This window comes from Blastococcus sp. SYSU DS0669 (assembly GCF_054050895.1).
This window is the reverse complement of sequence record NZ_JBJHAE010000001.1, coordinates 140,997-165,979: the sequence shown is the minus strand read 5'-3', so window position 1 is coordinate 165,979 and position 24,983 is coordinate 140,997. Positions and strand designations below refer to the sequence as shown.

Here is a 24,983-nt window from a genome sequence, read left to right as displayed (position 1 = left end):
TCGGGGTCGTCACAGAGGGGCGGCGAGGCTCGCCGTGGTCGCGACCAGCGCGAAGCCGCCCAACCAGGCCGCGCGGATCCCGACCCGCCGGCTGCCGTCGCCGGCTCGTGCCAGCAGCAGGCCCGCCAGGAGTGCGACGGCACCGGTCCCCACCGCCGCGACCTCCATCACCAGCCACGGTGACGCCGTGGCGCTGAGCCACCGGGTGGGCGGGGTCAGCCCGAGCATCCAGCTGTAGGACGCCGCCCAGAACGCGACCGCGAGGGCCGCCAGGGCGAGCACCGGCGACCGCCACCGGTCGGCGCGGGCACTTCGGGAGCGTTCGCGGGGGTCGAGCACGCGGCGGAGATTAGGGGAGCGGCGCGCCGCGCGGTGGCGTCAGGAGCGCGCCGGACCGCGCGCGGCCGTGGCGGGCCGTGTGGACCGGTGGGCCGCCGGTGCCCGCCGACCGCCGCGGCGGATGCCGGCGGGTCAGCCGGCGAGGCGGGCGCACTCCTCGCAGCGGGCGGCGTCGTGCTGCGCCGGCCAGTCCTGCGCGGCGGTCGCGCGCACGAGTTGACCGCAGAGCGACGCCTCCAGCCCGTCGACCACGGGCTTGGCCACGGCGTGGACGACGTCGTCGGCACCCCCGCGACCGGCAGCGTCGACATCACGCCCGATCCACCCGACCCGGATGCCGATCACGAAAAGGCTCGCCGTCATGGCGCCAGGGTGGGCACCCCAGATGTCCGGCGGGTGACGCCCTCCCGAACTCCGGACGGCGACGCGGCGTCTCAGCCCTCCGCGGCGGGCCGGTAGACCACGTGCAGCACCCCGGTCGGCAGCGCCTCGGAGGACACCAGCTCCAGCGGCGTGCGGCCCAGCTCGTCGGTCCAGCGCCGCTCGCCCGAGACGACCACCGGGTCGACGAGCAGCACCAACTCGTCGAGCAGGCCGGCGGCCAGCAGCGACCGCACGGTGGTGAGGCTCCCCGACATGCCGATGGTGCCGTCGGTGCGGTCCTTGAGCGCCCGCACATCGTCGAGGCTGCGCAGAACCGTCGTCCCGGCCCAGTGGGAGCCCTCCAGCGTCGTCGACAGCACGTACTTCTGGACGGGGTTGATGAACTCGGCGAACTCGTCGCTGTCGTTGCCCGGCCAGTACTGCGCCCACTGGTCGTGCAGCACGCGGCCCATGAGGTAGGCCTCGCAGCGGCCCAGGTGCCGGTCCATCGCCTGCCCCATCGCCTCGTCGAAGTAGGGGCCGTGCCACAGGTCGGGGCGCTCGGCCGAGCCGTCGACGGTGGTGAACAGAGCAGCGGCGATGCGTCCCACGGGATCTCCTTCGGTGATGCGGTCGACGAGAACCTAGACGGGGCAGGTCCGCCGATCTCATCGGCCGGCGTGCGCGTTCCCGGCTCCGACCGGCAGGCTGGCACCCGGTGGCCGGCCGGCGGCCACCGCTGCGCCGAGGAGGTACCACGTGCCCCGCCCCCCGTTCCCGCCGTTCACCCTGGAGACCGCCCGGCAGAAGGTCCGCGCCGCGGAGGACGCGTGGAACACCCGCGACCCCGAGCGGGTGGCGCAGGCCTACACCGAGGACACGGTGTGGCGGAACCGCGCCGAGTTCCTGCACGGCCGTGACGAGGTCGTGCAGTTCCTGACCCGCAAGTGGCAGCGCGAGCTGGACTACGCGCTCCGCAAGGAGCTGTGGGCGTTCAGCGACGACCGCATCGCGGTGCGGTTCCAGTACGAGTGGCAGGACGCCGAGGGCGGCACCTGGCGCTCGTACGGCAACGAGAACTGGGAGTTCGCCGAGGACGGCCTCATGCGCCGGCGGGAGGCCAGCATCAACGACGTCCCCATCGCCCTCGAGGAGCGCTGGATCCTCGGACCGAGGGAGGACGGCGACACGACCCCGCTGCCGCTGCGCTGAGGCCGGGGATCCCACCAGGGCGACCCTGAGCGCGGAACCAGGGGTGGTTCCGGGTGTCACCGGATGTCCGCCGGGCGGCGCGGGCGGCACGCTCGTGGCATGACGAACTCAGCCCCCCTCCCTCCCCCCGCGGACATCCCCGCCACGGACCGGCAGCCGCCCCCGTCGCGGCCGGAGCTCCGGCGCAGCAGCACCGACAAGATGGCCGGTGGCGTGTGCGGCGGCCTGGCCGACTACACCGGCATCGACGCCGTCCTCTGGCGGGTGGGCTTCGTGGGCCTCACCGTCGCCGGGGGCGCCGGCATCCTGGTCTACCTGCTGCTGTGGGTGCTCATGCCGTCGGGCCCGGCCCGCAGCGACGAGACGCCCAGCCCTCTGGAGCGACTGGTCCAGCGGCTGCACCACGCGCTCACCGGGCGGCGCGAGGAGTCCCCGCGCTGACGACGCGAGGGTCGGCGCCGGCTCCCGTGACCGGCGCCGATCCGCCAGGATGGCGCCCACACCCCTCGAGCAGCGACGGAGCACCGAGTGACCGTTCCTTCCGGACACCAGCCCGCCCCGATGGTCGTCCCGCGCTTCTTCATCCGGCAGCGGGTCACGATGATGGTCAACCGCTACGAGGTCCGGGCGGCCGCGCCCGACGGCAGCGAAGGGCACCTCCTCGCGCTCGCCGAGCAGAAGCGGATGAAGCTCCGCGAGGAGGTCGTCTTCTTCGCCGATGAGTCCAGGAGCCGGCGGGTTTTCTCCTTCAGGGCCCGCCAGCGCCTCGACGTCGGCGCCGAGCACGACGTCGTCGACGAGTACGGCCAGCCCATCGGCTACTTCAGGAAGGACTTCGGGGCCAGCCTGCTGCGCTCGACCTGGCACCTCTCCGCGCCCGGCCTCGAGGCGGTCGGCCAGGAGCGCAACCAGTTCATCGCGGTGCTGCGCCGGGTGTGGAACTTCATCCCGTTCCTCAACAACATCCCGGTGCCCTTCCTGTTCCACTTCGACTTCACCGACAGCCGCACCGGTGCGGTCGTGCTGAGCAGCGAGAAGCGGATCGGGCTGCGCGACCACTACACGGTCACCGTCCCCGACCCACGCGTGGACTTCCGGGTGGCGGCGGCGATGGCGGTGGCCCTGGACGCCTTGCAGAGCCGCTGACCGCAGCGGGCGGCGCAGCGGGGGAAGGTGCGGCGGGCCGACGGCGTTGCCGGGTGCAACCGACGTGAAAGGCCCGCACCACTCATGAGCATCACCCTGTCCGTCCTCGACCTGGCCCCCATCCCACGCGGGGAGACCGCGAGCAGCGCCATCGCCGCGAGCGTCGCGCTCGCCCAGCGCGCGGAGGAGCACGGCTACGCGCGCGTCTGGTACGCCGAGCACCACAACATGCCCTCGATCGCCTCGTCGGCCACCAGCGTGCTGATCTCCCACGTCGGCGCGCACACCCGCACCATCCGGCTCGGGGCCGGCGGCGTCATGCTGCCCAACCACTCGCCGCTGACGATCGCCGAGCAGTTCGGCACGCTCGACGCGATGTACCCCGGCCGCATCGACCTGGGCCTGGGCCGTGCCCCCGGCAGCGACCAGAACACCATGTACGCCCTGCGCCGCGATCCGCGCTCGGCCGACACGTTCCCGCAAGACGTCCTCGAGCTGCAGGCCTACCTCGCCGGCGAGAGCCGGGTGCCCGGAGTCGACGCCATCCCGGGCAAGGGCTCGCGGGTGCCGCTGTACGTCCTGGGCTCCTCGATGTTCGGCGCCACGCTCGCGGCCGCGCTCGGGCTGCCCTACGCCTTCGCCTCGCACTTCGCGCCGGCCATGCTCGAGCCCGCCGTCGCGGCCTACCGGCGGGAGTTCAAGCCCTCCGAGCAGCTCGCCGAGCCCCACGTGATCGCCGGCGTCAACGTCGTCGCGGCCGACAGCACCGCGGCCGCGCAGGAGCAGCTGCAGGCGGTCCGCCGGAACCTGGCCATCGGCCTGTTCGGCCGGGGCCGCGCGCTCACCGACGAGCAGGCCGACCAGCTCCTCGCCCAGGGGGCCGGCCAGCACGTGGAGACGATGCTCACCCACACCGCCGTCGGCACCCCGGCCGAGGTGCGCGAGCACATCGAGGGGTTCGCCGAGCTCGCCGACGCCGACGAGCTGATCGTCGCCCACCAGTCGGGCTCCCTCGAGGGGCGGCTGCGGTCGGTGGAGCTGCTGGCCGGGGCCATGGCGGCCCACGCACTGTGATGCAGGCGTGTTTCGGGCCCCCGGGAGCGACGGGTAGGCGGCGGCGGTGACGTACTCGATCGTGGCCCGTGACCCGGAGACAGGGGAGATGGGCGTCGCCACGCAGTCCCAGGCCTTCGCGGTCGGGAACAGCGTCCCCTTCGCCCTCCCCGGGCACGGCGTCATCGCGACGCAGTCGATGGCCGAGCCCATGTACGGCGCCGTCGGCCTGGACCTGCTCCGCGGGGGCTTCACCGCGCAGGAGGTGCTGACGGCGCTCAGCAGCGTCGACCCGCAGCCCGAGCGCCGGCAGGTCGCCGTCCTCGGCCTCGCCGGCGACTTCGCCGTGTACACCGGCGCGAACTGCGTCGACGCCGCCGGCCACCTCGTCGGCGACACCTCCGTGGCGCTGGCCAACATGGCCAGCTCGCCGGCGGTGTGGGAGGCGATGGTCGAGCGTTTCGAGGGCTCCATCGGCCCCCTCGCGCAGCGGCTGCTCAACGCGCTCGTGGCGGGGGAGGAGGCCGGGGGCGACTTCCGGGGACGCCGGTCGGCCGCGATCATGGTCGTCCGCGCCACCACGACCGGCCGGCCCTGGCACGACATGGTGGTCGACCTGCGGGTAGACGACTCCCCGGACCCGCTCGGCGTCCTCGCCGAGCTCACCGTCACCCGCGCCCGCTACCAGGACGTCGTCCGCGCCTTCCAGCAGGCCATCGACGGCGACCCGGTCACCGCCGACCGGGAGCTGGAGCTGCTGCGGCCGATGGACCCGGTCAGCGAGCCCGACCAGCTGATGTGGCGGGCCGTGGTCGCGGCGCTCGCCGGTCGCGAGGACGACGCCCGCGCGATGCTCGTCGACCTCGCCGCCTCGGCACCTCAGTTCATCGAGGCGGCCAGCCGATTCGGCAAGGCCGGGCTCATGCCGGCCGACGTCGTCGACCGGATCATCCCGCCCGTGCCCCCCAGCTGACCCGCGGCACGGGGACCTCGCCGGCCTGGGTGGGCAGCACGGGGGCGGTGCGGCAGCCCGCGGAGACCCGGGAGATGCGGCGGGCGGGCACCCGGAGTGGGTGCCCGCCCGCCGGCCGGTGGTCCTGCTGTCAGCTCTTCGGCCGCGCGCCGGCGCGGAGGGCGCCGAGCAGGTCGTGGTTGAGCCGGGAGATCGTCTCCATCGAGATGCCCTTGGGGCAGGAGGCGGAGCACTCGCCGATGTTGGTGCAGCCGCCGAAGCCCTCGCGGTCCTGCTGCGCCACCATGTTGACCACCCGGTCGTTGCGCTCCGGCTGGCCCTGGGGGAGCAGCCCGAGGTGCGTCACCTTCGCGGCGGTGAACAGCATCGAGGAGGCGTTCGGGCAGGCGGCCACGCAGGCGCCGCAGCCGATGCAGGTCGCGGCGTCGAACGCCGCGTCCGAGTCGGCCTTGGGCACCGGCGTCGCGTGCGCCTCCGGGGCCGTCCCGGTCGGCACGCTGATGTAGCCGCCGGCCTGGATGATCCGGTCGAACGCCCGCCGGTCGACGGCGAGGTCCTTGATGATCGGGAACGCGGTGGCCCGCCACGGCTCGATGTCGATCGTGTCGCCATCGGCGAAGGAACGCATGTGCAGCTGGCACGTCGTCGTCTGCTGCGGGCCGTGCGCCTGGCCGTTGATCATCACGCCGCACATGCCGCAGATGCCCTCGCGGCAGTCGTGGTCGAACGCGACCGGGTCGTCGCCCTGCAGGATCAGCTGCTCGTTGAGCACGTCGAGCATCTCGAGGAACGACATGTCGGGGGAGATGTCGGTGATCTTGTAGGTCACCATCTTGCCCTTGACCGTCGGTCCCTGCTGACGCCAGATGCGCAGCGTCAGGTTCATCCCGCGCTTCTTCTCCGCCCCGGGGTTGCCGACGCTGGAGCGCATCGCGCCTTCGTGTGTGGCTGTCACTTGTAGCTCCGCTGGGCGAGGTGGACGTACTCGTACTCGAGGGCTTCCCGGTGCAGCACCGGGGGCTGGCCCTCCGGCGTCCACTCCCAGGCCGCCACGTAGGCGAAGTTCTCGTCGTCGCGCAGCGCCTCGCCCTCCGGGGTCTGGCTCTCCGCGCGGAAGTGGCCGCCGCAGCTCTCGCGGCGGTGCAAGGCGTCGATGCACATGAGCTCGGCGAGCTCGATGAAGTCGGCGACCCGGCCGGCGTGCTCCAGCGTCTGGTTGAAGGAGTGCCAGTCGCCGGTGACCTTCAGGTTGGTCCAGAACTCCTGGCGGATCTCCTGGATGCGGTCGATGGCCTTGCGCAGGCCCTCGTCCGTGCGCTCCATGCCGCAGAGGTCCCACATGAGCTGGCCGACCTCGCGGTGGAAGGACGCGGGGGTGCGGTTGCCGTTGATGCTGAGCAGCTTCTGCACCTGCTCCTGCACGCCGGTGAGCGCCTCGACGACGGCCGGGTGGCTCTCGTCGACCTTCTCGAACGGGCCGTCGGCGAGGTAGCTGCTGATCGTCGACGGGAGCACGAAGTAGCCGTCGGCCAGGCCCTGCATCAACGCGGAGGCACCGAGCCGGTTGGCCCCGTGGTCGGAGAAGTTGGCCTCACCGATCACGAACATGCCGGGGATCGTCGACTGGAGGTCGTAGTCGACCCACAGGCCGCCCATCGTGTAGTGGACGGCGGGGTAGATCCGCATGGGGACCGCGTAGGGGTCCTCGCCCGTGATCTGGGCGTACATGTCGAACAGGTTCCCGTACTTGGCCTCGACCGCCGGGCGACCCAGCCGCTCGATCGCCTCGGCGAAGTCCAGGTACACGCCCAGACCGCCGGGGCCGACTCCGCGGCCCTCGTCGCAGACGTTCTTGGCCTGGCGCGAGGCGATGTCGCGGGGCACCAGGTTGCCGAAGGAGGGGTAGAGGCGCTCGAGGTAGTAGTCGCGGTCGGACTCGGGGATGTCCCGCGGGTCGCGGTCGTCGCCGCGCTCCTTGGGCACCCACACGCGGCCGTCGTTGCGCAGCGACTCCGACATCAGGGTCAGCTTGGACTGGTAGTCGCCCTTGACCGGGATGCAGGTCGGGTGGATCTGCGTGTAGCAGGGGTTGGCGAAGTACGCGCCCCGCTTGTGCGCCCGCCAGATCGCCGTGGTGTTGGAGCCCTTGGCGTTGGTGGAGAGGTAGAAGACGTTGCCGTAGCCACCGCTGGCGATGACGACCGCGTCGGCGAAGTGCGTGCTGATCTCGCCGCTGACCAGGTCGCGGGCGACGATGCCGCGGGCGCGCCCGTCGACCACGATCAGGTCGAGCATCTCGGTGCGCGCGTTCTGCTCGACGGTGCCGGCCGCGATCTGCCGCTCCAGCGCCTGGTAGGCGCCGTAGAGCAGCTGCTGGCCCGTCTGGCCGCGGGCGTAGAAGGTGCGCGAGACCTGGGTGCCACCGAAGGAGCGGTTGTCGAGCAGGCCGCCGTACTCGCGGGCGAAGGGCACGCCCTGGGCGACGCACTGGTCGATGATGTTGACGCTGACCTCGGCGAGGCGGTGCACGTTGTTCTCGCGCGAGCGGAAGTCACCGCCCTTGACCGTGTCGTAGAACAGCCGGTGCACGCTGTCGCCGTCGTTGCGGTAGTTCTTGGCGGCGTTGATACCGCCCTGCGCGGCGACGCTGTGCGCGCGGCGCGGGCTGTCCTGGTACCAGAACGACTTCACCTTGTAGCCGGCCTCGCCCAGGGTGGCGGCGGCGGAGCCACCGGCCAGGCCGGTGCCGACGACGATGATCGTCATCTTGCGGCGGTTGGCGGGGTTGACCAGGCGGCCGCGGAACTTGCGCTCGCTCCAGCGCTCGCCGATCGGGACGTCGGTGGGGGCCTTGGTGTCGGCGATGGGCTCGCCGACGGTGAACAGCTCGAGAGGCATCTGGGGAGGTCCTTAGTCGATGAGCCCGAAGAGGACGGAGAAAGGCACGAGCAGGAAGCCGAGGGTGAGGGCGGTCGCGAACACGATGGCGAACAGGCTGACCGTCTTCTCGCGACGGCGGTTGCTCTGGCCCAGGGTCTGCGTGGCGCTCCAGATGCCGTGGCGCAGGTGCATGCCCAGCAGGATCACCGAGATGGCGTAGAAGATCGTGACGAAGGGGTTCTGGAAGCTCGCCACGAGCCGTTCGTACGGCGTGCTGTCGAAGCCCTCGGCGTTCACCGCACCCAGGGTGAGGTCGAGGATGTGGTAGATGATGAAGGCGCCGATGATCACGCCGCCCCAGCGCATGGTGCGCGAGGCGTAGCTCTGCGCCGTCGCCTTCTTGGTGACGTAGCCCTGCGGGCGGGCCCGCTTGGCCTGGCGCCACAGCGACACGGCGGCCCAGAAGTGGGCAACCACCGCGACGAGCAGCACGATCCGGATGACCCAGAGCGTCGTCTGCCCCGGCAGCGCCGGGTTGCCGACCGTCCGGATCCAGCCCGAGTACGAGTTGAAGGCCTCGGCGCCCGAGAAGGCCTTGAGATTCCCGATCACGTGGGCGATCAGGTACAGCACCATGATGATGCCGCTGACCGCCATGACGGCCTTCTTGAAGACCGAGTTGGTCTTCGCAACCTTCGGGGTCCTGCGCTGCGCGTGCTCCACCGTCACCACAAGTCCCCACGCTAGGACTACACGGTCCTTGCCACCAACCAAACACGAGGTGACACACCTCATGTAAGGGCACCCTCACCGCTACCGGGCCTCCCGCCCGAGCCCTGGGAGCCGGCGCGCGGGGCAGGTGGTCGCGGTGCCCTCCGAGGGGGCAGGCTGTGCCCGTGCCCACCACCCGTGGCTTCCTCGGCCGCCGTCGCGAGCGCGATCCGCGGCTGCCCCCCGGCCAGTACGACGTCGGCGCGGACTGGCCCGTGCTCACCGCCGAACCGACCCCGCGCATCTCGCCGGAGACGTGGAGCATCACCGTCGACGGGCAGGTCGAGCAGCCCACCACCTGGTCGTGGGACGACGCCCACCGCCTGCCGTCATCGGAGTACCGCGGCGACATCCACTGCGTCACCACGTGGTCGAAGTTCGACACCCGGTTCACCGGGATCAGCGTCGACACGCTGCTCGAGGCCGCCCGGCCCACCGCCGAGGCGCAGTTCGTCATGGCGACGTCGAAGACCGGCTACACCACCAACCTGCCGCTGGCCGACGTGACCGGGGGGAAGGCCTGGCTGGTCTGGGACTTCGACGGCCGGCCGCTGACCCCCGAGCACGGCGGCCCGGTCCGGCTGCTGGTGCCGCACCTGTACTTCTGGAAGAGCGCCAAGTGGATCAGCAAGCTGACGCTGCTCCGGCGCGATCAGCCCGGCTTCTGGGAGCAGAACGGCTACCACGACCGGGGCGACCCGTGGCGGCAGCAGCGGTACCAGGGTGACTAGGCCGCTGGGCGCCGGCGTCGCAGGCGCACCCTCGGGCGGCTGGCGGACGGCGACGGTCGCGGGCGTGCGGCGCCCGGTGCCGCGGTCGGTGCAGCTCCGGCTCGACGTCGCCGACCGGGTCGACCACCTGCCCGGCCAGCACTACGTCGTGCGGCTGACCGCCCCGGACGGCTACACCGCGCAGCGCTCGTACTCGATCGCCTCCGCACCCGGCGACCCGTTGCTGGAGCTCTTCGTGGAGCGGCTGGACGACGGCGAGGTCTCCACCCACCTCGCCGACGTCGTCGAGCCCGGCGACGTGCTCGAGGTGCGCGGCCCGATCGGCGGCTGGTTCGTCTGGGACACCGAGAGCCCGGCGCTGCTGGTCGCCGGCGGCAGTGGCGTCGTCCCGTTCGTGTCGATGCTGCGGACCGCGCGGGCGCTGGGGCGCACCGAGCTGCTGCGCACGGCCGTCTCGGTGCGGACGGTGGAGCTGCTGCCCTACGCCGACGAGCTGCTCGCCGCCGGCGCGCTGGTGGTGACCACGCGGGAGCCGCGCGGCATCCGCCCCGCCGGCCGGCTCACCGCCATGGATCTGGTGCCGCTGTGGGAACCCGGTCAGACGGTGTACGTCTGCGGCTCGGCCGCCTTCGCCGGCGCGGCCACCCGGCTGCTCGAGATGCTCGGTGTCCCGGCCGCGGACATCCGGGTGGAGCAGTTCGGCCCGAGCGGCTGAGGGACCTGACGGGTCCCCCAGCCGCCGGGTTCAGCCGGGCTCAGCCGGCCGCGGTCGGGTTCTCCGGGGTGAACAGCCACTGCTGGAAGAGCTCGTCGAGCTGCTGACCGGACACCTTCTCCGCGAGCGCGATGAACTCGTCGGTGGTGACGGTGCCGCCGGCCTGCGAGTCGACCCACTGGCGGACGATCGCGAAGAACGCGTCGTCGCCCACCTCGTTCCTCAGCGCCTGCAGGGTCATGGCGCCGCGGTAGTAGACCGCGATGTCGAACAGGTTCTCCGTCGCCGGCCCCGGGTCCCCGATCGTGAGCTCCCAGAACTCCGGCGGAGCTCCGGCGGCGATGGCGTCGAACTCCTGCTGCGGCGTGGACAACCCCTCGCGCTCGAGCCAGAGCCACTCGGCGTAGGTGGCGAAGCCCTCGTTGAGCCAGATGTGCTGCCACGTGTCGACGCGCAGCAGGTCACCGGTCCACTGGTGCGCCAGCTCGTGCACCACCACGAGGTCGCCGCTCACCGGGTCGGAGAAGAACGCCGACGAGTAGATCGACCGGGACTGCGTCTCCAGCGCGAACTGGAACTCCGGCAGATCGTCGACGATGCCGCCGGAGGCCCGGAACGGGTACGGGCCGAAGATGCCGGAGAGGAACTCGGTGATCTCCGGCTGCCGGGCCAGCGACGCCTCGGCCAGCTCCCCGATGCTCGGGCCCTCCGTCTCCGGGTCGGGGTCCATGGTGAACAGGTCGGGGTCCAGGGCATCCCAGTAGTGGATGCCGTCGGCGACGTACTCGCGCAGGTTGAACTCGCCGATCGCGAGCGTCACCAGGTAGGGCGCCATCGGCTCCTGCGCGCGCCACTCCCAGGTCGTCCACCCGTGCGCCGCGCGGGTGCCCCGGAGGACGCCGTTGGAGACGGCCTCCAGCCCCTCGGGGACCGTGGCCCGGACGGTGACCGACGCGGCGTCCCGCGGGTGGTCGTTGGCCGGGAACCAGGTGGCCGCGACGTCGGGCTGGCCGGCCACGATCGCGCCGTCGTCGGTGTGCATGAAGCCGGAGATGCCCAGGGCGTCGGTGAGGGTCTGCGGGACACCGCCGTAGACCACGGTGGCGGCGAACCGCTGCCCGGCGCGCAGCCCCTTGCCGAGGGTCACGGTGAGCTCCCCGCCCTCGCGGGCCCAGGCCGCCTCCCGGGAGCCCACCCGCACGGAGCGGACCTCCAGGCCCTCGAGGTCGAGGTTGAAGGCGGAGAGGTCCTGCAGCGCCCGCGCGGTGATGGTCGCGGTGCCGTCGAGGAGGTCGGTGGCCGGGTCGTAGCGCAGGTCCAGGTCGTAGTGCAGGACGTCGTACCCACCGTTCCCGTCGAGCGGGAAGTAGGGGTCCCCGGCCCCCGGGGCCCCCGGGGCACCGGCGGGGGGCTGGTCGTCGGCGTGCGCCACGCCGGAGCCGAGGCCGAGCACCACCACCGTCGCCGCGGTCAGCAGGGTGAGTTTCCGGGACATGAGGCCGCTCCTGTGAGCCGTCGTGGATCTCCTCTGCGCGGATACGCGGACGGTGAGGCTAGATGCCCGGAACCGGGCCGGATCCGCTGCCCGGACCGGCTCGTGCGCCGCCGCCGCGTGGGGCCACCGTCGGGACACGCGTGGTCGCGCCGTGCGATGGGAGCCCGGCGACGGAGCCAGCCCCGCCGGCGCTGATCGCCTCGGCGGCCAGCACAGGTGCCGTCGTCCACGACCGGCCGCACCGCCGACACGCCCGACCGGTGACGCCCGTCACAGGTCGGGTCCGCCGGGCACCCGGCGGGATGACCGAGGCCACGGTGGCGGGCGGTGTGGCCGGTGCCGGTCCGGGTAGGGCCCGCCGGAGGATGTGCCGCCCGTTCCCGGTCCCGGTGCCCCGGACGTGGAGGAGGAGCCGTGGAGGACCTGGAGGAGGACCGGAAGCGCGCCGAGCTCGGCGAGACCGACGCGCCGGCCGAGGACGAGATCGCCGAGGCGTTCGGGAAGATCGTCAGCGAGGGGGCTCAGCGCCTGCACCGCCGGTGGCGGGAGGTGCTGGCGACCGGGCTGGCCGGGGGGCTGGAGGTGGCCGTCGGCGTGCTGGCCCTGCTGGCGGTCCTCGAGGCGACCGGCAGCGAACTGCTGGCCGGGCTCGCGTTCAGCATCGGATTCATCGCCCTCATGCTCGGCCGCAGCGAGCTGTTCACCGAGGGCTTCCTGGTCCCGGTGACCGCGGTCTTCGCGAGACGGGCCAGCGGTGCGCAGCTGGCGAAGCTGTGGACCGGGACGCTGGTCGCCAACCTGATCGGCGGCTGGCTGGTCATGTGGTTGGTCGTGCAGGCGTTCCCCGATCTGGCGGGCATCGCCGTCGAGTCCGCGAAGCACTTCGTCGAGGCCCCGCTGGACCTGCAGTCGGTCTGCCTGGCGTTCCTCGGCGGGAGCGTGATCACGCTGATGACCCGGATGCAGCACGGCGCGCACTCGGAGACGGGCAAGATCGTCGCCTCGGTGATCGGCGGGTTCCTCCTGGCCGGCCTGCTGCTGTTCCACTCGATCCTCGACTCGCTGCTGATCTTCGGCGCCCTCCACGCCGGCGCCCCGTTCGGTTACGGGGAGTGGCTGGCCTGGTTCTGGTACACACTGCTGCTCAACATGGCCGGGGGGCTGTTCGTGGTCACGCTCATCCGCCTGGTGCGGAGCAAGGACCTCATCGACCGCGAGCGCGCGGCGGTGGCCGCGGGCGAGTAGGGGCCGCGCCGTCCGGCGATGGTGGGGGAGGACGCCTTCCTCCCGGTCGCCACCGCGTGGGCGACCGGCCTGGTCGTCGCCGGCAGCTGGAGGCTCGCGGCGTGGGTCCTCGGGGCCGTGCTGCTGGTCCGACGCGGCGTCCAGCCCCGTGACCGCGCTCGTGCGTCGCCGTCAGCCGGCGGCGCCCGCCGCGGCTAGCTCTGGGGGGCGGGGCACGCCGTCTCGTGCCGGGCGGGGAAGACCCACCAGCGGTAGCTCAGGTAGCGGACGACCGTGCCCACGGCGATCGAGGTGATGTTGGCGCCCTGCAGCACCAGGGCGTTCTCCTGGCCCAGCGGGTACCGCACGAAGGCGACGATGGCCAGCCCCAGCAGCAGCGTGGCGCCGTTGACCAGCGCGAACCGCCAGTACTCGCGCCGCAGGCCGGTGCGCGCACGGTCGGCGAACGACCAGAACCGGTGACCGATGAACGCCGCGGTCATCGACACCAGGCTGGACAGGAGCTTCGCCGTCACCGCGCCCGTGGCGGCATGCGCGTAGAGAAGCTGGAACAGTGCGAGGTCGAGGACGAAGCAGGCCGCGCCCACGGTGCCGAACGCGCCCAGTTCCCGGACCAGCCGGTGCCCGCGGTCGCGCAGCAGCAGGCGCAGCGGCGCAGCGGAGCTCACCGGCGCAGCTTACGGAGTCGGCCGACCGGGTGGCGGTCGTCTTGACGGCCCCGCCCGGTCAGCGTCCGGTTCCTGCCCGGCCGGCTCGGCGGATCGCCGCCACGTAGCGGGCGGTGGCCAGCCGCTGGACGGCGAGGGAGAGCGGGCCCGCGAACCGGGCGGCGGGTGAGGCGAGCCGGAAGAACACCCGGAGGGTGAAGACGACGTCGCCGCCGCCGGTCAGCCGCACGGTGAACCGCTCTTCCCCGCTCTCCGGGTGGCCGGGCAGGGTGCCGTAGGCGAAACCGCGCTCGTCCCCCTCCGTGGCGGCCCACACGACACGGCAGGGGATGTCGTAGCCGAACCTCGGCAGCCCCGCCGTGAGGACGACGACCGTGCCCGGGGAGCCGGCCGGACCGGAGGCGCGCACCCGCAGCCCCGCCGCCCGCTGCGCCCGCCAGTCCAGGACCGCGGCAGCGGCGCGCTCGAACGCCGCACGCCCGGTCCCGACCACCGCCGAGTGCTCCGCCGTTCGGTAGCCCGCCGGCAGGGTGGCGTCCCCCGTCGCCCCCACCTCGGGGTAGGTGAACGGCACGTCGGCGAGCTCGGCCGGGTCGGTCGCGCGGAGGAGGCCCACGGGCCCAGTCTCCCGCGCGGGGGCCCGAGCGGCCGGGTGCGTCAGACGACGCGCGGCGCGGCCGGGGGTCCACCGACGGGTGGCGAGGCCGCCGGAGTAGGTGTCGGCGGGGTGGCCGCAGCGCGCCCGGGCGTAGGTTGACCGCACTGTGCTGCCCTCGGTCACCGCCACCCGCTACGTCACCCCGCTGCGCGAGGGTGGGTCGCTGCCCGGGCTCATGGAGGCGGACGACCTGGGCACCTACGTCGTCAAGTGGCGGGCCGCCGGGCAGGGCGTGAAGGTGCTGGTCGCCGAGGTGGTCTGCGCGGAGCTCGCCCGGGCGCTGGGCCTGCCGGTGCCTGCGCTGGTCACCGTCGACGTCGTCCCCGAGCTGGCCGTGGGCGAACCCGACCACGAGGTGCAGGAGCTGCTGCAGCGGTCGGCCGGCCGCAACCTGGGCCTGGACTACCTGCCCGGGGCGCTGGACTTCGAGGCGGGCGCCGACGGCGTCGACCCCGAGCTCGCCGGCCGGGTGCTGTGGTTCGACGCGCTCGTCGGCAACGTCGACCGCTCCTGGCGCAACCCCAACATGCTGTTCTGGCACGGGCGGCTGCAGCTGATCGACCACGGCGCCGCTCTGACCTTCCACCACCACTGGCCCGGGGCCGCGGCCGCCGTCGAGCGGGCGTACGACGCCTCGGCGCACGCCCTGGTCGAGTGCACCCCCGACGTGCCCGCGGCCGACGCCGCGCTGGCGCCCCGGGTTACGCGGGACCTGCTGGACCGGGTGCTCGCGCAGGTGCCCGACGAGTGGCTCGACGACCCCGCGGCCGGGCCTGGACCGGAGGTGGTCCGCGCCCGGTACGCCGACCAGGTGCTGGCCCGGCTGGGTGCCCGCGCCGCCTGGCTGCCCGGGGTGGTCGACGCGGTCGCCGCCGGGGGAGCGGGCCGCCGGAGGGCGCCGCGCGGGGAGAACCGCCCCGCGTGGCTGGGCCCCCCACCGCCGGAGGGGATCAGCCAGCGATGACGGCGACGACACCGAGGGACACCTTCGAGTACGCGGTGCTGCGGGTGGTCCCGCGGGTGGAGCGGGGCGAGCTCCTGAACGCCGGCGTGATCGTCTACTGCCGGCAGCGCGACTACCTGGGTTCGCGGCTGCACCTCGACCTCGACCGGCTGCGGGCGCTGGACCCGACCGCCGACCCGTCGGCGATCGGCCGGGCGCTGCAGGCGGCGGCGGACGTCTGCGCGGCCGACCCGGTCGCCGGCGCCGCCGGGCGGGAGGCGCTCGGCTCCCGGTTCCGGTGGCTCACCGCACCGCGGAGCACCGTCGTCCAGCCGGGCCCGGTGCACACCGGGCTGACGGCCGATCCCGACGCCGAGGCCGACCGCCTCCTGGAGCTGCTGGTGCTGCCCGTCGCCGGCTGAGCGCAACAGGTGTCCGAGTGGTCGCCGGTCGTTCACCGGGCTGCCACCGGTGCGTCGTCAGGGGCCGTTTGGGTGCGAGGGCCCAGACCTCCTCGCGACCAGAGGGACCGATGACCGACATCTCGAAGCCGCGCACCCGCGCGCTCCTGCCGCTGTTCTCCGGCATCCGCCACGGCAGCCGCAGCCACGCCACCTGCTACTACAAGTGCGGCAACGCCTGCGACTCCGCCGTCCCGAACCAGACGGACAACCCGACCTTCGCCGAGGTCGTCGAGACGGCCTTCAGCCGCCGGAACATGCTGAAGGCCGCCGGCGCCGGCGCCCTGCTGGTCGCCGCCGGTCCCGTCGCCTCCGCGGCCGCGAAGGAGCAGCCGGTGCCGACCGGTGGCGGCGTCACCCCGCTCCCGGGGAGCGACCTGACGTTCCAGCCGGTCGAGCAGAACTTCCTCGACGAGCTGGTCACCGCCGACGGCTACCGCTACTCCGTGGTCATGCGCTGGGGTGACCCGGTGCTGCCCGGGGCCCCGCCGTTCCGCATCGATCGGCAGACCCCCGAGGCCCAGGCCATGCAGTTCGGCTACAACTGCGACTACATCGGCCTGCTGCCGCTGGACGACCGCGACCGTCAGGCGCTGCTGGTGGTCAACCACGAGTACACCAACGAGCAGCTGATGTTCGCCGGCGTCGCCAGCGAGTCCGCGCCGACCACGCCCGAGCAGAAGCGCATCGCGATGATGGCCCACGGCATCTCGGTCGTGGAGGTGCAGCGGCACGGGCGGACCGGCGAGTGGCGCCCGGTGCGCAACGGCCGGCGCAACCGCCGGATCACCGCCGACACCCCGATGGAGCTCACCGGCCCCGCTGCCGGCTCGCCCTACCTGCGCACCAGCGCCGACCCGCAGGGGCGCACGGTCCTGGGCACGCTGAACAACTGCGCCGGTGGCATGACCCCGTGGGGTACGACGCTGCACGGCGAGGAGAACTTCAACCAGTACTTCGGGACGACGACGCCGATCGCCGAGAGCGCGAAGGAGCCCCGGCTGGCGCGCTACGGCGTCTCGACGACGCGACCGCCCGGCCGGCGCTGGGACGAGGTCGACGCCCGCTTCGACCTGGCCCGTGAGCCCAACGAGGTCAACCGCTTCGGCTGGGTCGTCGAGGTCGACCCCTACGACCCGACCTCGACGCCCAAGAAGCGCACCGCGCTCGGCCGCTTCAAGCACGAGGGCGCCAACGTGCAGATCGCCGAGGACGGCCGCGTGGTGGCCTACTCCGGTGACGACGAGCGGTTCGACTACATCTACAAGTTCGTCTCGCGGAAGACCTACCGGCCCGGCACCGACAGCGCCTCCCGGGCCCACAACCTGACGCTGCTCGAGGACGGCGACCTCTACGTCGCCCGCTTCGTCGGCGACTCCCCGGCCGCGGAGATCGACGGCAGCGGCGAGCTGCCCGGCGACGGCGCCTTCGACGGCTACGGCGAGTGGATCCCGCTCGTGGAGGGCGGCCGCTCGATGATCCCGGGCAAGGACGTCGCCTGGGTGCTCACCTTCACCCGCCTGGCCGCCGACCGGCTCGGCAAGCAGCTCGACGCCAGCGGCGACTTCCCCGACCCGGCCAACCCGGTCGTCGTCGACGCGGGGCTGGTGCCGACGAAGATGGACCGGCCGGAGGACATCCAGGTGAACCCGGTCAACGGCCGGGTGTACGCGGCCCTGACCAACAACTCCAACCGCACCGGGGTGAACGGCCGGCCCGGCGCCGACGAGGCCAACCCGATCACCCGTTCTTACGCGTTCGAGCCCGCGGACGAGGAGGCCGGCCTGCCTGCGACCTTCGAGCAGCAGCCGGGCAACCGCAACGGGCACGTCATCGAGTGGGAGGAGACCGGCTCGGCGAGCGGGACGACGTTCTCCTGGCGGATCTTCCTGGTCTGCGGCGACCCGCAGTTCCCGGGGACCTACTTCGCCGGGTACGACCGGTCCGAGGTCAGCGCCATCTCCTGCCCGGACAACCTGGAGTTCGACCCGGCGGGCAACCTCTGGATCTCCACCGACGGGAACGTGCTGTCGGTCCGCAACCAGGCGGTGGGCACGCTCGGCGGCACCAACGACGGGCTGTTCGCCGTCCCGACCGAGGGGCCCGAGCGCGGGCACCTCAAGGCGTTCCTCACCGTGCCGCTGGGCGCGGAGTGCAGCGGTCCGCTGATCACCCGGGACGCGCGGTCGGTGTTCGTCGCCGTCCAGCACCCCGGTGAGACCACCGGCTCCACGGTGGAGAACCCGTCCAGCCGGTGGCCCGACTTCCAGGCGTACCGGCCCTTCCCGCGGCCGAGCGTCGCCGTCGTCTACCGCACCGACGGCGGCCGCGTCGGCAGCTGACGCTGCTCCCACCCGCCGATCATGGCGCGGTGACCACGGGGTCGTCCCGATCCGCGGTCACCGCGCCATGATCGCGTTCACGGGTGGACGGGGAGCAGTGCGTCGATGCGGCGCGCGAGCTCCAGGTCCAGCTCGCTCACCCCACCGGCGGAGTGGCTGACGAGGTGCAGGTGCAGCGTCCGGTAGCGCAGGTCGATGTCAGGGTGGTGGTCCATCTCCTCGGCGACGTCGGCGATCGCGACGATCGCCGCGACGGCGTCGCGGAAGCCCGGCAGCTCGACGGTCCGGCGCAGGCCGTCGGCGTCGCCCGACCACCGCGGCAGGGCGCGCAGTGCCTCGGCGACGCGGTCAGCAGACAGGCGAGGCGGGCGCGGCATGTCCCCATGGTGACGCACTCGATCGGGTGGTGACGTGCTGGAACGGCCCCGCTGCAGGGACCCGCCGCGAGCCTGCGAGCGGTGGGGGCAGCGGGATCCTTCTAGGTGTGCAGGCCGCACTCCGTCTTGGTGGAGCCCGCCCAGCGGCCGGCGCGCGGGTCCTCGCCGTCCGCGACCGGGCGGGTGCACGGGGCGCAGCCGATCGAGCCGTACCCGATCTCGAACAGCGGGTTGACCGGGATCGCGTGCTCGGCGATGTAGCGGTCCACGTCCTCCTGCGTCCAGGCGGCGATGGGGTTGACCTTCACCATCTCGCGCTTGGCGTCCCAGTCGACGATCTTGGTGTTCGCACGGGTGGGCGACTCGTCCCGCCGCACACCCGACGCCCAGGCGACGTAGCCCGACAGCGTCCGGGCCAGCGGCTGCACCTTGCGCAGCGAGCAGCACAGGTCGGGGTCGCGGTCGTGCAGGGCGGCGCCGAACTCGCGGTCCTGCTCGGCGACGGTCTGCTCGGGCCGCACGTTGACCAGCGTGATCGGCAGGACGGAGGAGATCCAGTCGCGGGTGCCGATGGTCTCGGCGAAGTGGTACCCGGTGTCCAGGAAGACGACGTGCACGCCGGGGACCGCGCGGGAGGCGAGGTGCGCGAGCAGCCCGTCCGCCATGGACGAGGTGATCGCGAACTCGTCGCCGAAGGTGTCGCCGGCCCAGGTGAGCACGGCGAGCGCCTGCTCGACCGGGTCGGCGATGCCGTCGAACCAGGCGTCGGCGGCCTGGGCCAGCAGCGGCGTCGGCCGCAGCGCGATGGTCACTCCTGCACCCCCGTGGCGATCAGGCGGACCGAGAAGGCCCGCAGGCACGCGCCGCAGCGCCACCCGTCTTCGTGCGGCGTGAGCTCCTCGTCGCCGCAGTACGGGCAGTGGAACACCGGTAGCTGCCGGCTCCTTCCGCCCTCCGGCGACTCCTCGGTCACAGCAGCCACTCCTCGTCCGCCCGGGACACGTAGTGGGCGAAGGACTCGCCCGGCGTGCGGCGGTCGAGGAAGCCGCGGAGGACCCGCTCGCAGTAGTCGGCGGTCTCGGCCTTGGTGACCTTGTGGCCGCGGAACTTCCGGCCGAACGTGGCCTCGACGCCGAGGTGGCCGCCCAGGTGCACCTGGAAGCCCTCGACCATCTCGCCGCTGTCGTCGCGCACCATCGAGCCCTTGAAGCCGATGTCGGCTGTCTGGAACCGGGCGCAGCTGTTCGGGCAGCCGTTGATGTTGATCCCGATCGGGGTGTCGAAGTCGGGCAGTCGGCGCTCGAGCTCGGCGTAGACCTCCTGCGCGAAGTGCTTGGTCTCGACGATCGCCAGCTTGCAGAACTCCAGCCCGGTGCAGGCCATCATCCCGCGCCGGAAGGCGCTGGGCCGCACCTGCAGGTCGTGCTCGGCGAGCGCGTCGACCAGCGCCTCGACCTTCTCGTCGGGCACGTCGAGGATGACCAGCTTCTGCTGCGTCGTCGTCCGGATGCGCCCCTCGCCGTACTCGTCGGCGAGGTCGGCGATCGTGGTGAGCAGCGAGCCGCTGATCCGGCCGGTGCGCAGCGCGAAGCCGACGGCGTTGCGGCCGTCCTTCTGCCTGCTGACGCCGACGTGGTCGCGCTGGTCGTGCTTGGCCGGGGCGGGCGCCGGGCCGTCGGGCAGCTCCTGCCCGAGGTACTCGTCCTGCAGCACCTGCCGGAACTTCTCCGGGCCCCAGTCGGCCATGAGGAACTTGATGCGGGCGCGGTTGCGCTGGCGGCGGTAGCCGTAGTCGCGGAAGACCGCGGTGCAGGCGGCCCACACGTCGGTGACCTGGTCGGGCCGCACGAACACGCCGATCCGCTGGGCGAACATCGGGTTGGTGGAGAGCCCGCCGCCGACCCACAGGTCGTAGCCGGCCTCGCCCGACTCGTCGACGACGCCGACGAAGGAGACGTCGTCGATCTCGGGCTCGGTGCAGTGGTCGACGCAGCCCGACATCGACGTCTTCCACTTGCGCGGCAGGTTGCTGAACTCCGGGCTGCCCACGTACTTGGCGACGGTGTCGGCGATGACGTCGGTCGCGTCGATCACCTCGTCCTCGAGGATCCCGGCCAGCGGGCAGCCGAGCATCACCCGCGGGACGTCGCCGCAGGCCTCCATCGTGGAGAGCCCGACCGACTCCAGGCGGCGCCAGATCTCGGGGACGTCCTCGATGCGGATCCAGTGGTACTGCACATTCTGCCGGTCGGTGACGTCGGCGACGTCGCGGCCGAACTCGGTGCTGATGCCGCCGAGGACGCGCAGCGCGTCGCTGGTCAGCTGCCCGCCGTCGATGCGGGCCCGCATCATGAAGTAGGAGTCCTCGAGCTCCTCGGGCTCCAGCACGGCGGTCTTGCCGCCAGGGATGCCCTGGGCGCGCTGGGTGTAGAGGCCCATCCAGCGCATCCGGCCGCGGAGGTCACCGGGGTCGATGCCGTCGAAGCCGGTCTTCGAGTAGATGTCGAGGATGCGCTGGCGCACCTCGAGACCGTCGGAGTCCTTCTTCATCCGCTCGTTGGGGTTGAGCGGCTCGCGGTAGCCCAGCGCCCACTGGCCCTGCCCCCGCTGGGGCCGGTTGCTGGTGCGGGTGGGGGTGCTCACGTGGCGTACTTCTTCCTGCGCTCGCCGACCGCCCGGCAGCGGGCCGGGGTGGGAGGCGCTGCTGGTTCGGGACGCAGCGGACAGCTGCGCGGAGGACCTGGGTCAGCGCAGGGCGCGACAGGCGGCGCTGGAGACGAGCGCCAGGTCGATGTGCAGGCGCGCGACGAGGAGGCTGCCGCGGTCCGTCATGCCGCCGATCCTCCCACATCCGGCGCGACGGGGTGCGGAGCTCACCCCGCGAGGGGTGGTTCCGCCGGCACGCCGCCGTCCCTCAGCGGGGAGCGGGCTCGCTGAAGGACCGCCACGCCGTGTCGATGGCGACCAGTTCGGCCGCGTGCGGCGGGAGCTGCCCTGCGACGACGTCGGCCACCGTGACGCCCTCGAGCACCCGGCGGTAGGCCTCGCGGGCGGCGACCCACACCTCGGCCAGCGCGCCGGCCGCCCCCGGGTAGGTCACGTCCTCCGGGCGCTGGCCGTGCACCTCGGCCAGGAATCCCTGCTGCACCCGCATCACGCGCGCGATGGAGATCTCCGACGCGGGCAGGGCCAGGCGGTACCCGCCGTCCCGGCCGCGCTGGCTGGTGACCAGCCGGGCGTGCTGGAGGTCGGCCAGGATCGCCTGCAGGAAGCGGTTCGGGATGTTCTGGGCGGTCGCGATGCGGTCGCAGGTGAGCGCCTCGGGTGCCGCCGCGGCCAGCTCCACGACGGCTCGGACGGCGTAGTCGACCCGGGCGTTGATGCGCACGCTGCCCATACTGCCGCCATCTGGGAGAGTGCCCGGGTGTTCCGGCTGCGTTTCACCGCGTTGGTGGAGGCGCCGCTGACCGTGGCGTTCGACGTCGCCCGTGCCCTGGGCCGCCCCTGGCCGTTCCCGCTCCAGGAGGTCGTCTCCGTGCGGCCGGAGCGCGACGTGTTCGCCGCGCCGGTCGGCGCCCGCGGCTGGGTCACCCACTCGCGCCGCTTCTCGGCCACCGGTGCCGGCACGCTCATCGACGAGCAGGTCGACTGGGAGACCGGGCTGCCCGGTCTCCTGGGCGGGGTCGTCGACCGGGCCGTGCTGCGCCGGCGGGTGGCCCGGGCGATGCAGGCGCACCTGGACGCCTGCGCCGCGGCCGCCGCCCTGCGGGCCCGGGAGGTCGTGCAGGTCGTCGGCGCCGCCCTCGTCGAGGGCGACCGGGTGCTGGTCGCCGAGCGCGCGGGCGGCCCCTACGACGGCTGCTGGGAGTTCCCGGGCGGCAAGGTCGAGCCGGGGGAGACCGACCTGGTGGCGCTCGTGCGGGAGTGCGCCGAGGAGCTCGGGGTCGCCGTCGCGCCGCAGGCATTCCTCGGGGAGGTGCCGCTGGACGGCGTCGTCGGCGGTGGTGCCCCGGGGGCGTCGACGATGCGGGTCTGGTGGGCCCGCATCGCGCACGGCTCGCCGGTGGCACGGGAGCACGCGCAGCTGCGGTGGGTGGGGGCGGCCGACCTCGACGCCCTCGACTGGATCCCCGCCGACCGCCCGCTGCTGCCCGCCGTCCGGGCCCTGCTCGCCCGGCTCTGAGACCGGGACGGCGACGGGCGCCGCTCCCGCGTGGGGAACGGCGCCCGTGGCGACGTGAGGGACGTCCCTCCTGCAGGGACCCGCGCCGAGCGTCAGCGAGGGGTGCGGTGCTGGAACGGCCCTCCTGCAGGGACCCGCGCCGAGCGTCAGCGAGGGATGGGGGGCAGGAGGGTCCTTCTACTTCTTGAAGACGTCCTTGACCTTCTCCCCGGCCTGCTTGAGGTTGCCCGATGCCTGGTCGGCCTGGCCCTCGGCCTGGAGGTCGCGGTCACCGGTGGCTTCCCCGACCGACTCCTTGCCCTTGCCGCTCAGCTCTTCGGCCTTGTTCTTCATCTTGTCCATGCCGCTCATCGCGTCGTCCTCCCGGTCGTCGTCGTGCGCGTGGGGGCAGCCATACCCCACCTGTGACCTCGCGACACGCTCGCCGGAAAGCCTCCGGCCGAGGCGTCGGGACCGCGGGAGGACGGCCCGCCGGACGCCCCCTGGGGCGTGGAAGTTACGGTGGGAAGGCGGATCGTGGACACAGGTCACAAGTCGGTGACGTCCGTGGACACCCTCTCCGAGGCGTGCCTAGGGTCCACCCGTCGCAGTCCCGGTCCCCAGCGGTCCGGCTGCGTCCGGTTCGAGACCAATCAGTCGTCCACTCGCCCGCGGGGCCTGGGTCGACCTGTCCGTTCCCCCCGCTGACGCGGGACGAGGGAGGCATTGCACGTGAAGTTGAGCAAGCGCAGAGGTGGGCTCGTCGCGGCCGGCGTCGCCGCCGCGATGATGCTGTCCGCCTGTGGTGGCAGCGATGAGAACGGTGGCGAGGGCGGCACCGCCGCCGAGGGTGGCGGCTCGTTCAGCGTCTACGTCGGTGAGCCGGAGAACCCCCTCGTCCCGGGCAACACCACGGAGAGCGAGGGCCACCAGGTCATCTCCTCCCTGTGGACGGGCCTGATCGAGTACGCCGCCGATGGTGCCGTGGAGTACACCGGCGTCGCCGAGTCCATCGAGTCCGAGGACAACACCACCTGGACCATCGAGCTCAAGGACGGCTGGACCTTCCACGACGGCACCCCGGTGACCGCGCAGTCCTTCGTCGACGCGTGGAACTACACCGCCTACAGCCCCAACGCCCAGGGCGCGTCGTACTTCTTCTCGAACATCCTCGGGTACGACGACCTGCAAGCGCCGACCGACGAAGAGGGCAACGTCACCGGCGACCCCGCCGCCCAGGAGATGAGCGGCCTGCGGGTCATCGACGAGAACACCTTCGAGGTCGAGCTCGCCTCGCCCTTCGCGCAGTTCCCCGTGACCGTCGGCTACAACGCCTTCTGGCCGCTCCCCGAGGCCTTCTTCGAGGACCCCGAGGGCTTCGGCGCCCAGCCGATCGGCAACGGCCCGTTCCAGGCCGAGAGCGAGTTCGTCCCCGGTCAGGGCATCACCGTCACCCGGTACGAGGACTACGCCGGCGAGGACCCGGCCGTGGCCGAGTCCGTGGACTTCCGCGTCTACGCCGACCTGAACACCGGCTACAACGACCTGCAGGCGGGCAACCTCGACGTCCTGCCGGACCTCCCCCCGGACGCCCTGGCCTCGGCCCAGGACGTGCTGGGCGACCGGTACCTCGAGGCCCCGTCCTCCGGGTTCACCTACCTCGGCTTCCCGACCTACGACGAGCGGTTCTCCGACCCGCGCGTCCGTCAGGCGCTGTCGATGGGCATCGACCGGCAGGCGATCTCCGACGCCATCTTCGCCGGTAGCCGCACGCCCGCCGACGCCTACGTCGCCCCCGTCGTCGACGGCTACCGCGAGGGTGTCTGCGAGTACTGCGAGCTGGACGTCGACGCGGCCAACGCGCTGCTCGACGAGGCCGGCTTCGACCGCAGCCAGCCGATCGAGCTGTGGTTCAACGCCGGCGCCGGCCACGACGCCTGGGTCCAGGCCGTGGGCAACCAGCTCCGCGAGAACCTCGGCGTCGACTACGTCCTCCGGGGCGAGCTGGACTTCGCCGAGTACCTGCCGCTGCTCGACGAGCAGGGCGTGACCGGTCCCTTCCGCCTCGGCTGGAGCATGGACTACCCGAGCCCGCAGAACTACCTGGAGCCGCTGTACTCCACGGCGGCGCTGCCGCCGGCGGGCTCCAACGCCACGTTCTACTCGAACCCCGAGTTCGACGCGCTGATCCAGCAGGGCAACAGCGCCTCGAGCAACGAGGAGGCCCTCGACTTCTACAACCAGGCCGAGGACATCCTGCTCGAGGACATGCCGATCGCCCCGATGTTCTTCGACCTCGAGCAGGCCGGGCACTCGGAGAACGTCAGCGACGTGGTGATCGACGTCTTCGGTGACATCGACGTCGCCAACGTCACGCCCATCAGCTGACGCAGCCGCACACCGCAGGCCGCCGCCGGGGAACCCCGCCCAGACCGGGCAGGGCTCCCCG

28 protein-coding genes are annotated in these 24,983 nt (G+C 72.7%); 13 read left to right on the top strand and 15 right to left on the bottom strand.

All coding sequences use genetic code 11. The features are described 5' to 3' along the window. Nucleotides 1-9: 9 nt before the first annotated feature. The 3 genes from ACI792_RS00755 to ACI792_RS00745 form a co-directional block, all read right to left on the bottom strand. On the bottom strand, nt 10-339 hold the full coding sequence (locus ACI792_RS00755; protein WP_456600885.1) for a hypothetical protein: 330 nt from the start codon (nt 337-339) through the stop codon (nt 10-12). 132 nt (nt 340-471) lie between these two features. Then, the gene (locus ACI792_RS00750) at nt 472-702 is read right to left on the bottom strand and encodes a hypothetical protein (RefSeq protein ID WP_456600884.1); all 231 of its coding nucleotides are present in this window, start codon (nt 700-702) and stop codon (nt 472-474) included. Nucleotides 703-773: 71 nt separating this feature from the next. Further along, entirely contained in the window at nt 774-1,313 is a 540-nt protein-coding gene (locus ACI792_RS00745) for a dihydrofolate reductase family protein (RefSeq protein WP_456600883.1), read from the bottom strand. Nucleotides 1,314-1,461: 148 nt separating this feature from the next. Here ACI792_RS00745 and ACI792_RS00740 point away from each other — a divergent pair, with 148 nt between their 5' ends. The 5 genes from ACI792_RS00740 (at nt 1,462) to ACI792_RS00720 (ending at nt 5,086) form a co-directional block, all read left to right on the top strand. Continuing rightward, nucleotides 1,462-1,914 carry a nuclear transport factor 2 family protein gene (locus ACI792_RS00740; protein ID WP_456600882.1) on the top strand — a complete coding sequence of 151 codons (453 nt, stop codon included), beginning with the start codon at nt 1,462-1,464 and terminating at the stop codon, nt 1,912-1,914. A 99-nt stretch (nt 1,915-2,013) separates the two neighbouring features. Next, complete coding sequence (locus ACI792_RS00735) at nt 2,014-2,355, top strand: PspC domain-containing protein (protein WP_456600881.1); 342 nt, start codon at nt 2,014-2,016, stop codon at nt 2,353-2,355. 87 nt (nt 2,356-2,442) lie between these two features. Then, entirely contained in the window at nt 2,443-3,060 is a 618-nt protein-coding gene (locus ACI792_RS00730; RefSeq protein WP_456600880.1) for a hypothetical protein, read from the top strand. Between the two features lie 84 nt (nt 3,061-3,144). Continuing rightward, a complete protein-coding gene (locus tag ACI792_RS00725) occupies nt 3,145-4,134 on the top strand; it encodes an LLM class flavin-dependent oxidoreductase (RefSeq protein ID WP_456600879.1) in 990 nt (329 codons plus the stop codon). A gap of 46 nt (nt 4,135-4,180) precedes the next feature. Continuing rightward, on the top strand, nt 4,181-5,086 hold the full coding sequence (locus tag ACI792_RS00720; protein ID WP_456600878.1) for a DUF1028 domain-containing protein: 906 nt from the start codon (nt 4,181-4,183) through the stop codon (nt 5,084-5,086). A 130-nt stretch (nt 5,087-5,216) separates the two neighbouring features. Here ACI792_RS00720 and ACI792_RS00715 read toward each other — a convergent pair whose 3' ends face one another. From ACI792_RS00715 to ACI792_RS00705, 3 genes are read right to left on the bottom strand one after another with little or no spacing between them, the layout of a single operon-like run. Next, a complete protein-coding gene (locus ACI792_RS00715) occupies nt 5,217-6,041 on the bottom strand; it encodes a succinate dehydrogenase/fumarate reductase iron-sulfur subunit (RefSeq protein ID WP_456600877.1) in 825 nt (274 codons plus the stop codon). Beyond that, a complete protein-coding gene (locus tag ACI792_RS00710; protein ID WP_456600876.1) occupies nt 6,038-7,984 on the bottom strand; it encodes a fumarate reductase/succinate dehydrogenase flavoprotein subunit in 1,947 nt (648 codons plus the stop codon). Before ACI792_RS00710 ends, ACI792_RS00715 begins: the two co-directional genes overlap by 4 nt. A 12-nt stretch (nt 7,985-7,996) precedes the next feature. After that, nucleotides 7,997-8,695, bottom strand: a complete 699-nt coding sequence (locus ACI792_RS00705; RefSeq protein ID WP_456580826.1) for a succinate dehydrogenase cytochrome b subunit — start codon at nt 8,693-8,695, stop codon at nt 7,997-7,999. Between the two features lie 167 nt (nt 8,696-8,862). On the opposite strand from ACI792_RS00705, the gene ACI792_RS00700 reads away from it, so the two are divergent. Together ACI792_RS00700 and ACI792_RS00695 are read left to right on the top strand one after the other, a co-directional pair. Further along, a complete protein-coding gene (locus ACI792_RS00700; protein WP_456600875.1) occupies nt 8,863-9,468 on the top strand; it encodes a sulfite oxidase-like oxidoreductase in 606 nt (201 codons plus the stop codon). 64 nt (nt 9,469-9,532) lie between these two features. Next, nucleotides 9,533-10,183, top strand: coding sequence for an FAD-binding oxidoreductase (locus tag ACI792_RS00695; protein WP_456600874.1), 651 nt, complete (start codon nt 9,533-9,535; stop codon nt 10,181-10,183). 40 nt (nt 10,184-10,223) lie between these two features. Here the strand turns inward: ACI792_RS00695 and ACI792_RS00690 are convergent, their stop codons facing one another. After that, the gene (locus ACI792_RS00690) at nt 10,224-11,678 is read right to left on the bottom strand and encodes a M1 family metallopeptidase (RefSeq protein WP_456600873.1); all 1,455 of its coding nucleotides are present in this window, start codon (nt 11,676-11,678) and stop codon (nt 10,224-10,226) included. A 414-nt stretch (nt 11,679-12,092) separates the two neighbouring features. Here ACI792_RS00690 and ACI792_RS00685 point away from each other — a divergent pair, with 414 nt between their 5' ends. Beyond that, a complete protein-coding gene (locus tag ACI792_RS00685) occupies nt 12,093-12,923 on the top strand; it encodes a formate/nitrite transporter family protein (RefSeq protein ID WP_456600872.1) in 831 nt (276 codons plus the stop codon). Between the two features lie 194 nt (nt 12,924-13,117). Here ACI792_RS00685 and ACI792_RS00680 read toward each other — a convergent pair whose 3' ends face one another. Together ACI792_RS00680 and ACI792_RS00675 are read right to left on the bottom strand one after the other, a co-directional pair. Next, a complete protein-coding gene (locus tag ACI792_RS00680; RefSeq protein WP_456600871.1) occupies nt 13,118-13,591 on the bottom strand; it encodes a GtrA family protein in 474 nt (157 codons plus the stop codon). Nucleotides 13,592-13,649: 58 nt separating this feature from the next. Further along, a complete protein-coding gene (locus ACI792_RS00675; RefSeq protein WP_456600870.1) occupies nt 13,650-14,207 on the bottom strand; it encodes a DUF1990 family protein in 558 nt (185 codons plus the stop codon). Between the two features lie 148 nt (nt 14,208-14,355). Here ACI792_RS00675 and ACI792_RS00670 point away from each other — a divergent pair, with 148 nt between their 5' ends. The 3 genes from ACI792_RS00670 (at nt 14,356) to ACI792_RS00660 (ending at nt 17,995) form a co-directional block, all read left to right on the top strand. After that, nucleotides 14,356-15,213 (top strand): HipA family kinase, encoded by an 858-nt coding sequence (locus ACI792_RS00670; RefSeq protein ID WP_456600869.1) that lies wholly within the window; start codon nt 14,356-14,358, stop codon nt 15,211-15,213. Further along, the gene (locus ACI792_RS00665) at nt 15,210-15,614 is read left to right on the top strand and encodes a DUF3037 domain-containing protein (protein ID WP_456600868.1); all 405 of its coding nucleotides are present in this window, start codon (nt 15,210-15,212) and stop codon (nt 15,612-15,614) included. The genes ACI792_RS00670 and ACI792_RS00665 overlap by 4 nt, the downstream gene beginning before the upstream one ends. A gap of 110 nt (nt 15,615-15,724) precedes the next feature. Further along, the gene (locus ACI792_RS00660; RefSeq protein ID WP_456600867.1) at nt 15,725-17,995 is read left to right on the top strand and encodes a PhoX family protein; all 2,271 of its coding nucleotides are present in this window, start codon (nt 15,725-15,727) and stop codon (nt 17,993-17,995) included. 77 nt (nt 17,996-18,072) lie between these two features. Here the strand turns inward: ACI792_RS00660 and ACI792_RS00655 are convergent, their stop codons facing one another. From ACI792_RS00655 to ACI792_RS00635, 5 genes are all read right to left on the bottom strand, one after another. After that, complete coding sequence (locus tag ACI792_RS00655; RefSeq protein ID WP_456600866.1) at nt 18,073-18,372, bottom strand: 4a-hydroxytetrahydrobiopterin dehydratase; 300 nt, start codon at nt 18,370-18,372, stop codon at nt 18,073-18,075. A 101-nt stretch (nt 18,373-18,473) separates the two neighbouring features. Further along, nucleotides 18,474-19,184 carry a phosphoadenylyl-sulfate reductase gene (locus tag ACI792_RS00650; RefSeq protein WP_456600865.1) on the bottom strand — a complete coding sequence of 237 codons (711 nt, stop codon included), beginning with the start codon at nt 19,182-19,184 and terminating at the stop codon, nt 18,474-18,476. After that, nucleotides 19,181-19,345 carry a hypothetical protein gene (locus ACI792_RS00645; protein WP_456600864.1) on the bottom strand — a complete coding sequence of 55 codons (165 nt, stop codon included), beginning with the start codon at nt 19,343-19,345 and terminating at the stop codon, nt 19,181-19,183. Before ACI792_RS00645 ends, ACI792_RS00650 begins: the two co-directional genes overlap by 4 nt. Further along, a complete protein-coding gene (locus ACI792_RS00640; RefSeq protein WP_456600863.1) occupies nt 19,342-21,015 on the bottom strand; it encodes a nitrite/sulfite reductase in 1,674 nt (557 codons plus the stop codon). Before ACI792_RS00640 ends, ACI792_RS00645 begins: the two co-directional genes overlap by 4 nt. 271 nt (nt 21,016-21,286) lie before the next feature. Beyond that, nucleotides 21,287-21,769: an RrF2 family transcriptional regulator gene (locus ACI792_RS00635; protein ID WP_456580813.1), complete on the bottom strand. Its 483-nt coding sequence runs from the start codon at nt 21,767-21,769 to the stop codon at nt 21,287-21,289. 27 nt (nt 21,770-21,796) lie between these two features. Here ACI792_RS00635 and ACI792_RS00630 point away from each other — a divergent pair, with 27 nt between their 5' ends. After that, nucleotides 21,797-22,555: a (deoxy)nucleoside triphosphate pyrophosphohydrolase gene (locus tag ACI792_RS00630; protein WP_456600862.1), complete on the top strand. Its 759-nt coding sequence runs from the start codon at nt 21,797-21,799 to the stop codon at nt 22,553-22,555. A 177-nt stretch (nt 22,556-22,732) separates the two neighbouring features. On the opposite strand, the gene ACI792_RS00625 is transcribed toward ACI792_RS00630, so the two are convergent. Further along, on the bottom strand, nt 22,733-22,906 hold the full coding sequence (locus tag ACI792_RS00625; RefSeq protein WP_269191342.1) for a CsbD family protein: 174 nt from the start codon (nt 22,904-22,906) through the stop codon (nt 22,733-22,735). A gap of 360 nt (nt 22,907-23,266) precedes the next feature. Between ACI792_RS00625 and ACI792_RS00620 the strand changes: the two genes are divergently transcribed. Continuing rightward, nucleotides 23,267-24,922 (top strand): peptide ABC transporter substrate-binding protein, encoded by a 1,656-nt coding sequence (locus ACI792_RS00620; protein ID WP_456600861.1) that lies wholly within the window; start codon nt 23,267-23,269, stop codon nt 24,920-24,922. The last annotated feature ends 61 nt before the right edge of the window (nt 24,923-24,983 follow it).

Coding starts and splice junctions, on each gene's coding strand:
- ACI792_RS00750 (WP_456600884.1), bottom strand. CDS start 702: ATGACGGCGAGCCTTTTCGTGATCGGCATCCGGGTCGGGTGGATCGGG.
- ACI792_RS00735 (WP_456600881.1), top strand. CDS start 2,014: ATGACGAACTCAGCCCCCCTCCCTCCCCCCGCGGACATCCCCGCCACG.
- ACI792_RS00725 (WP_456600879.1), top strand. CDS start 3,145: ATGAGCATCACCCTGTCCGTCCTCGACCTGGCCCCCATCCCACGCGGG.
- ACI792_RS00710 (WP_456600876.1), bottom strand. CDS start 7,984: ATGCCTCTCGAGCTGTTCACCGTCGGCGAGCCCATCGCCGACACCAAG.
- ACI792_RS00690 (WP_456600873.1), bottom strand. CDS start 11,678: ATGTCCCGGAAACTCACCCTGCTGACCGCGGCGACGGTGGTGGTGCTC.
- ACI792_RS00665 (WP_456600868.1), top strand. CDS start 15,210: ATGACGGCGACGACACCGAGGGACACCTTCGAGTACGCGGTGCTGCGG.
- ACI792_RS00660 (WP_456600867.1), top strand. CDS start 15,725: ATGACCGACATCTCGAAGCCGCGCACCCGCGCGCTCCTGCCGCTGTTC.
- ACI792_RS00655 (WP_456600866.1), bottom strand. CDS start 18,372: ATGCCGCGCCCGCCTCGCCTGTCTGCTGACCGCGTCGCCGAGGCACTG.
- ACI792_RS00635 (WP_456580813.1), bottom strand. CDS start 21,769: ATGGGCAGCGTGCGCATCAACGCCCGGGTCGACTACGCCGTCCGAGCC.
- ACI792_RS00625 (WP_269191342.1), bottom strand. CDS start 22,906: ATGAGCGGCATGGACAAGATGAAGAACAAGGCCGAAGAGCTGAGCGGC.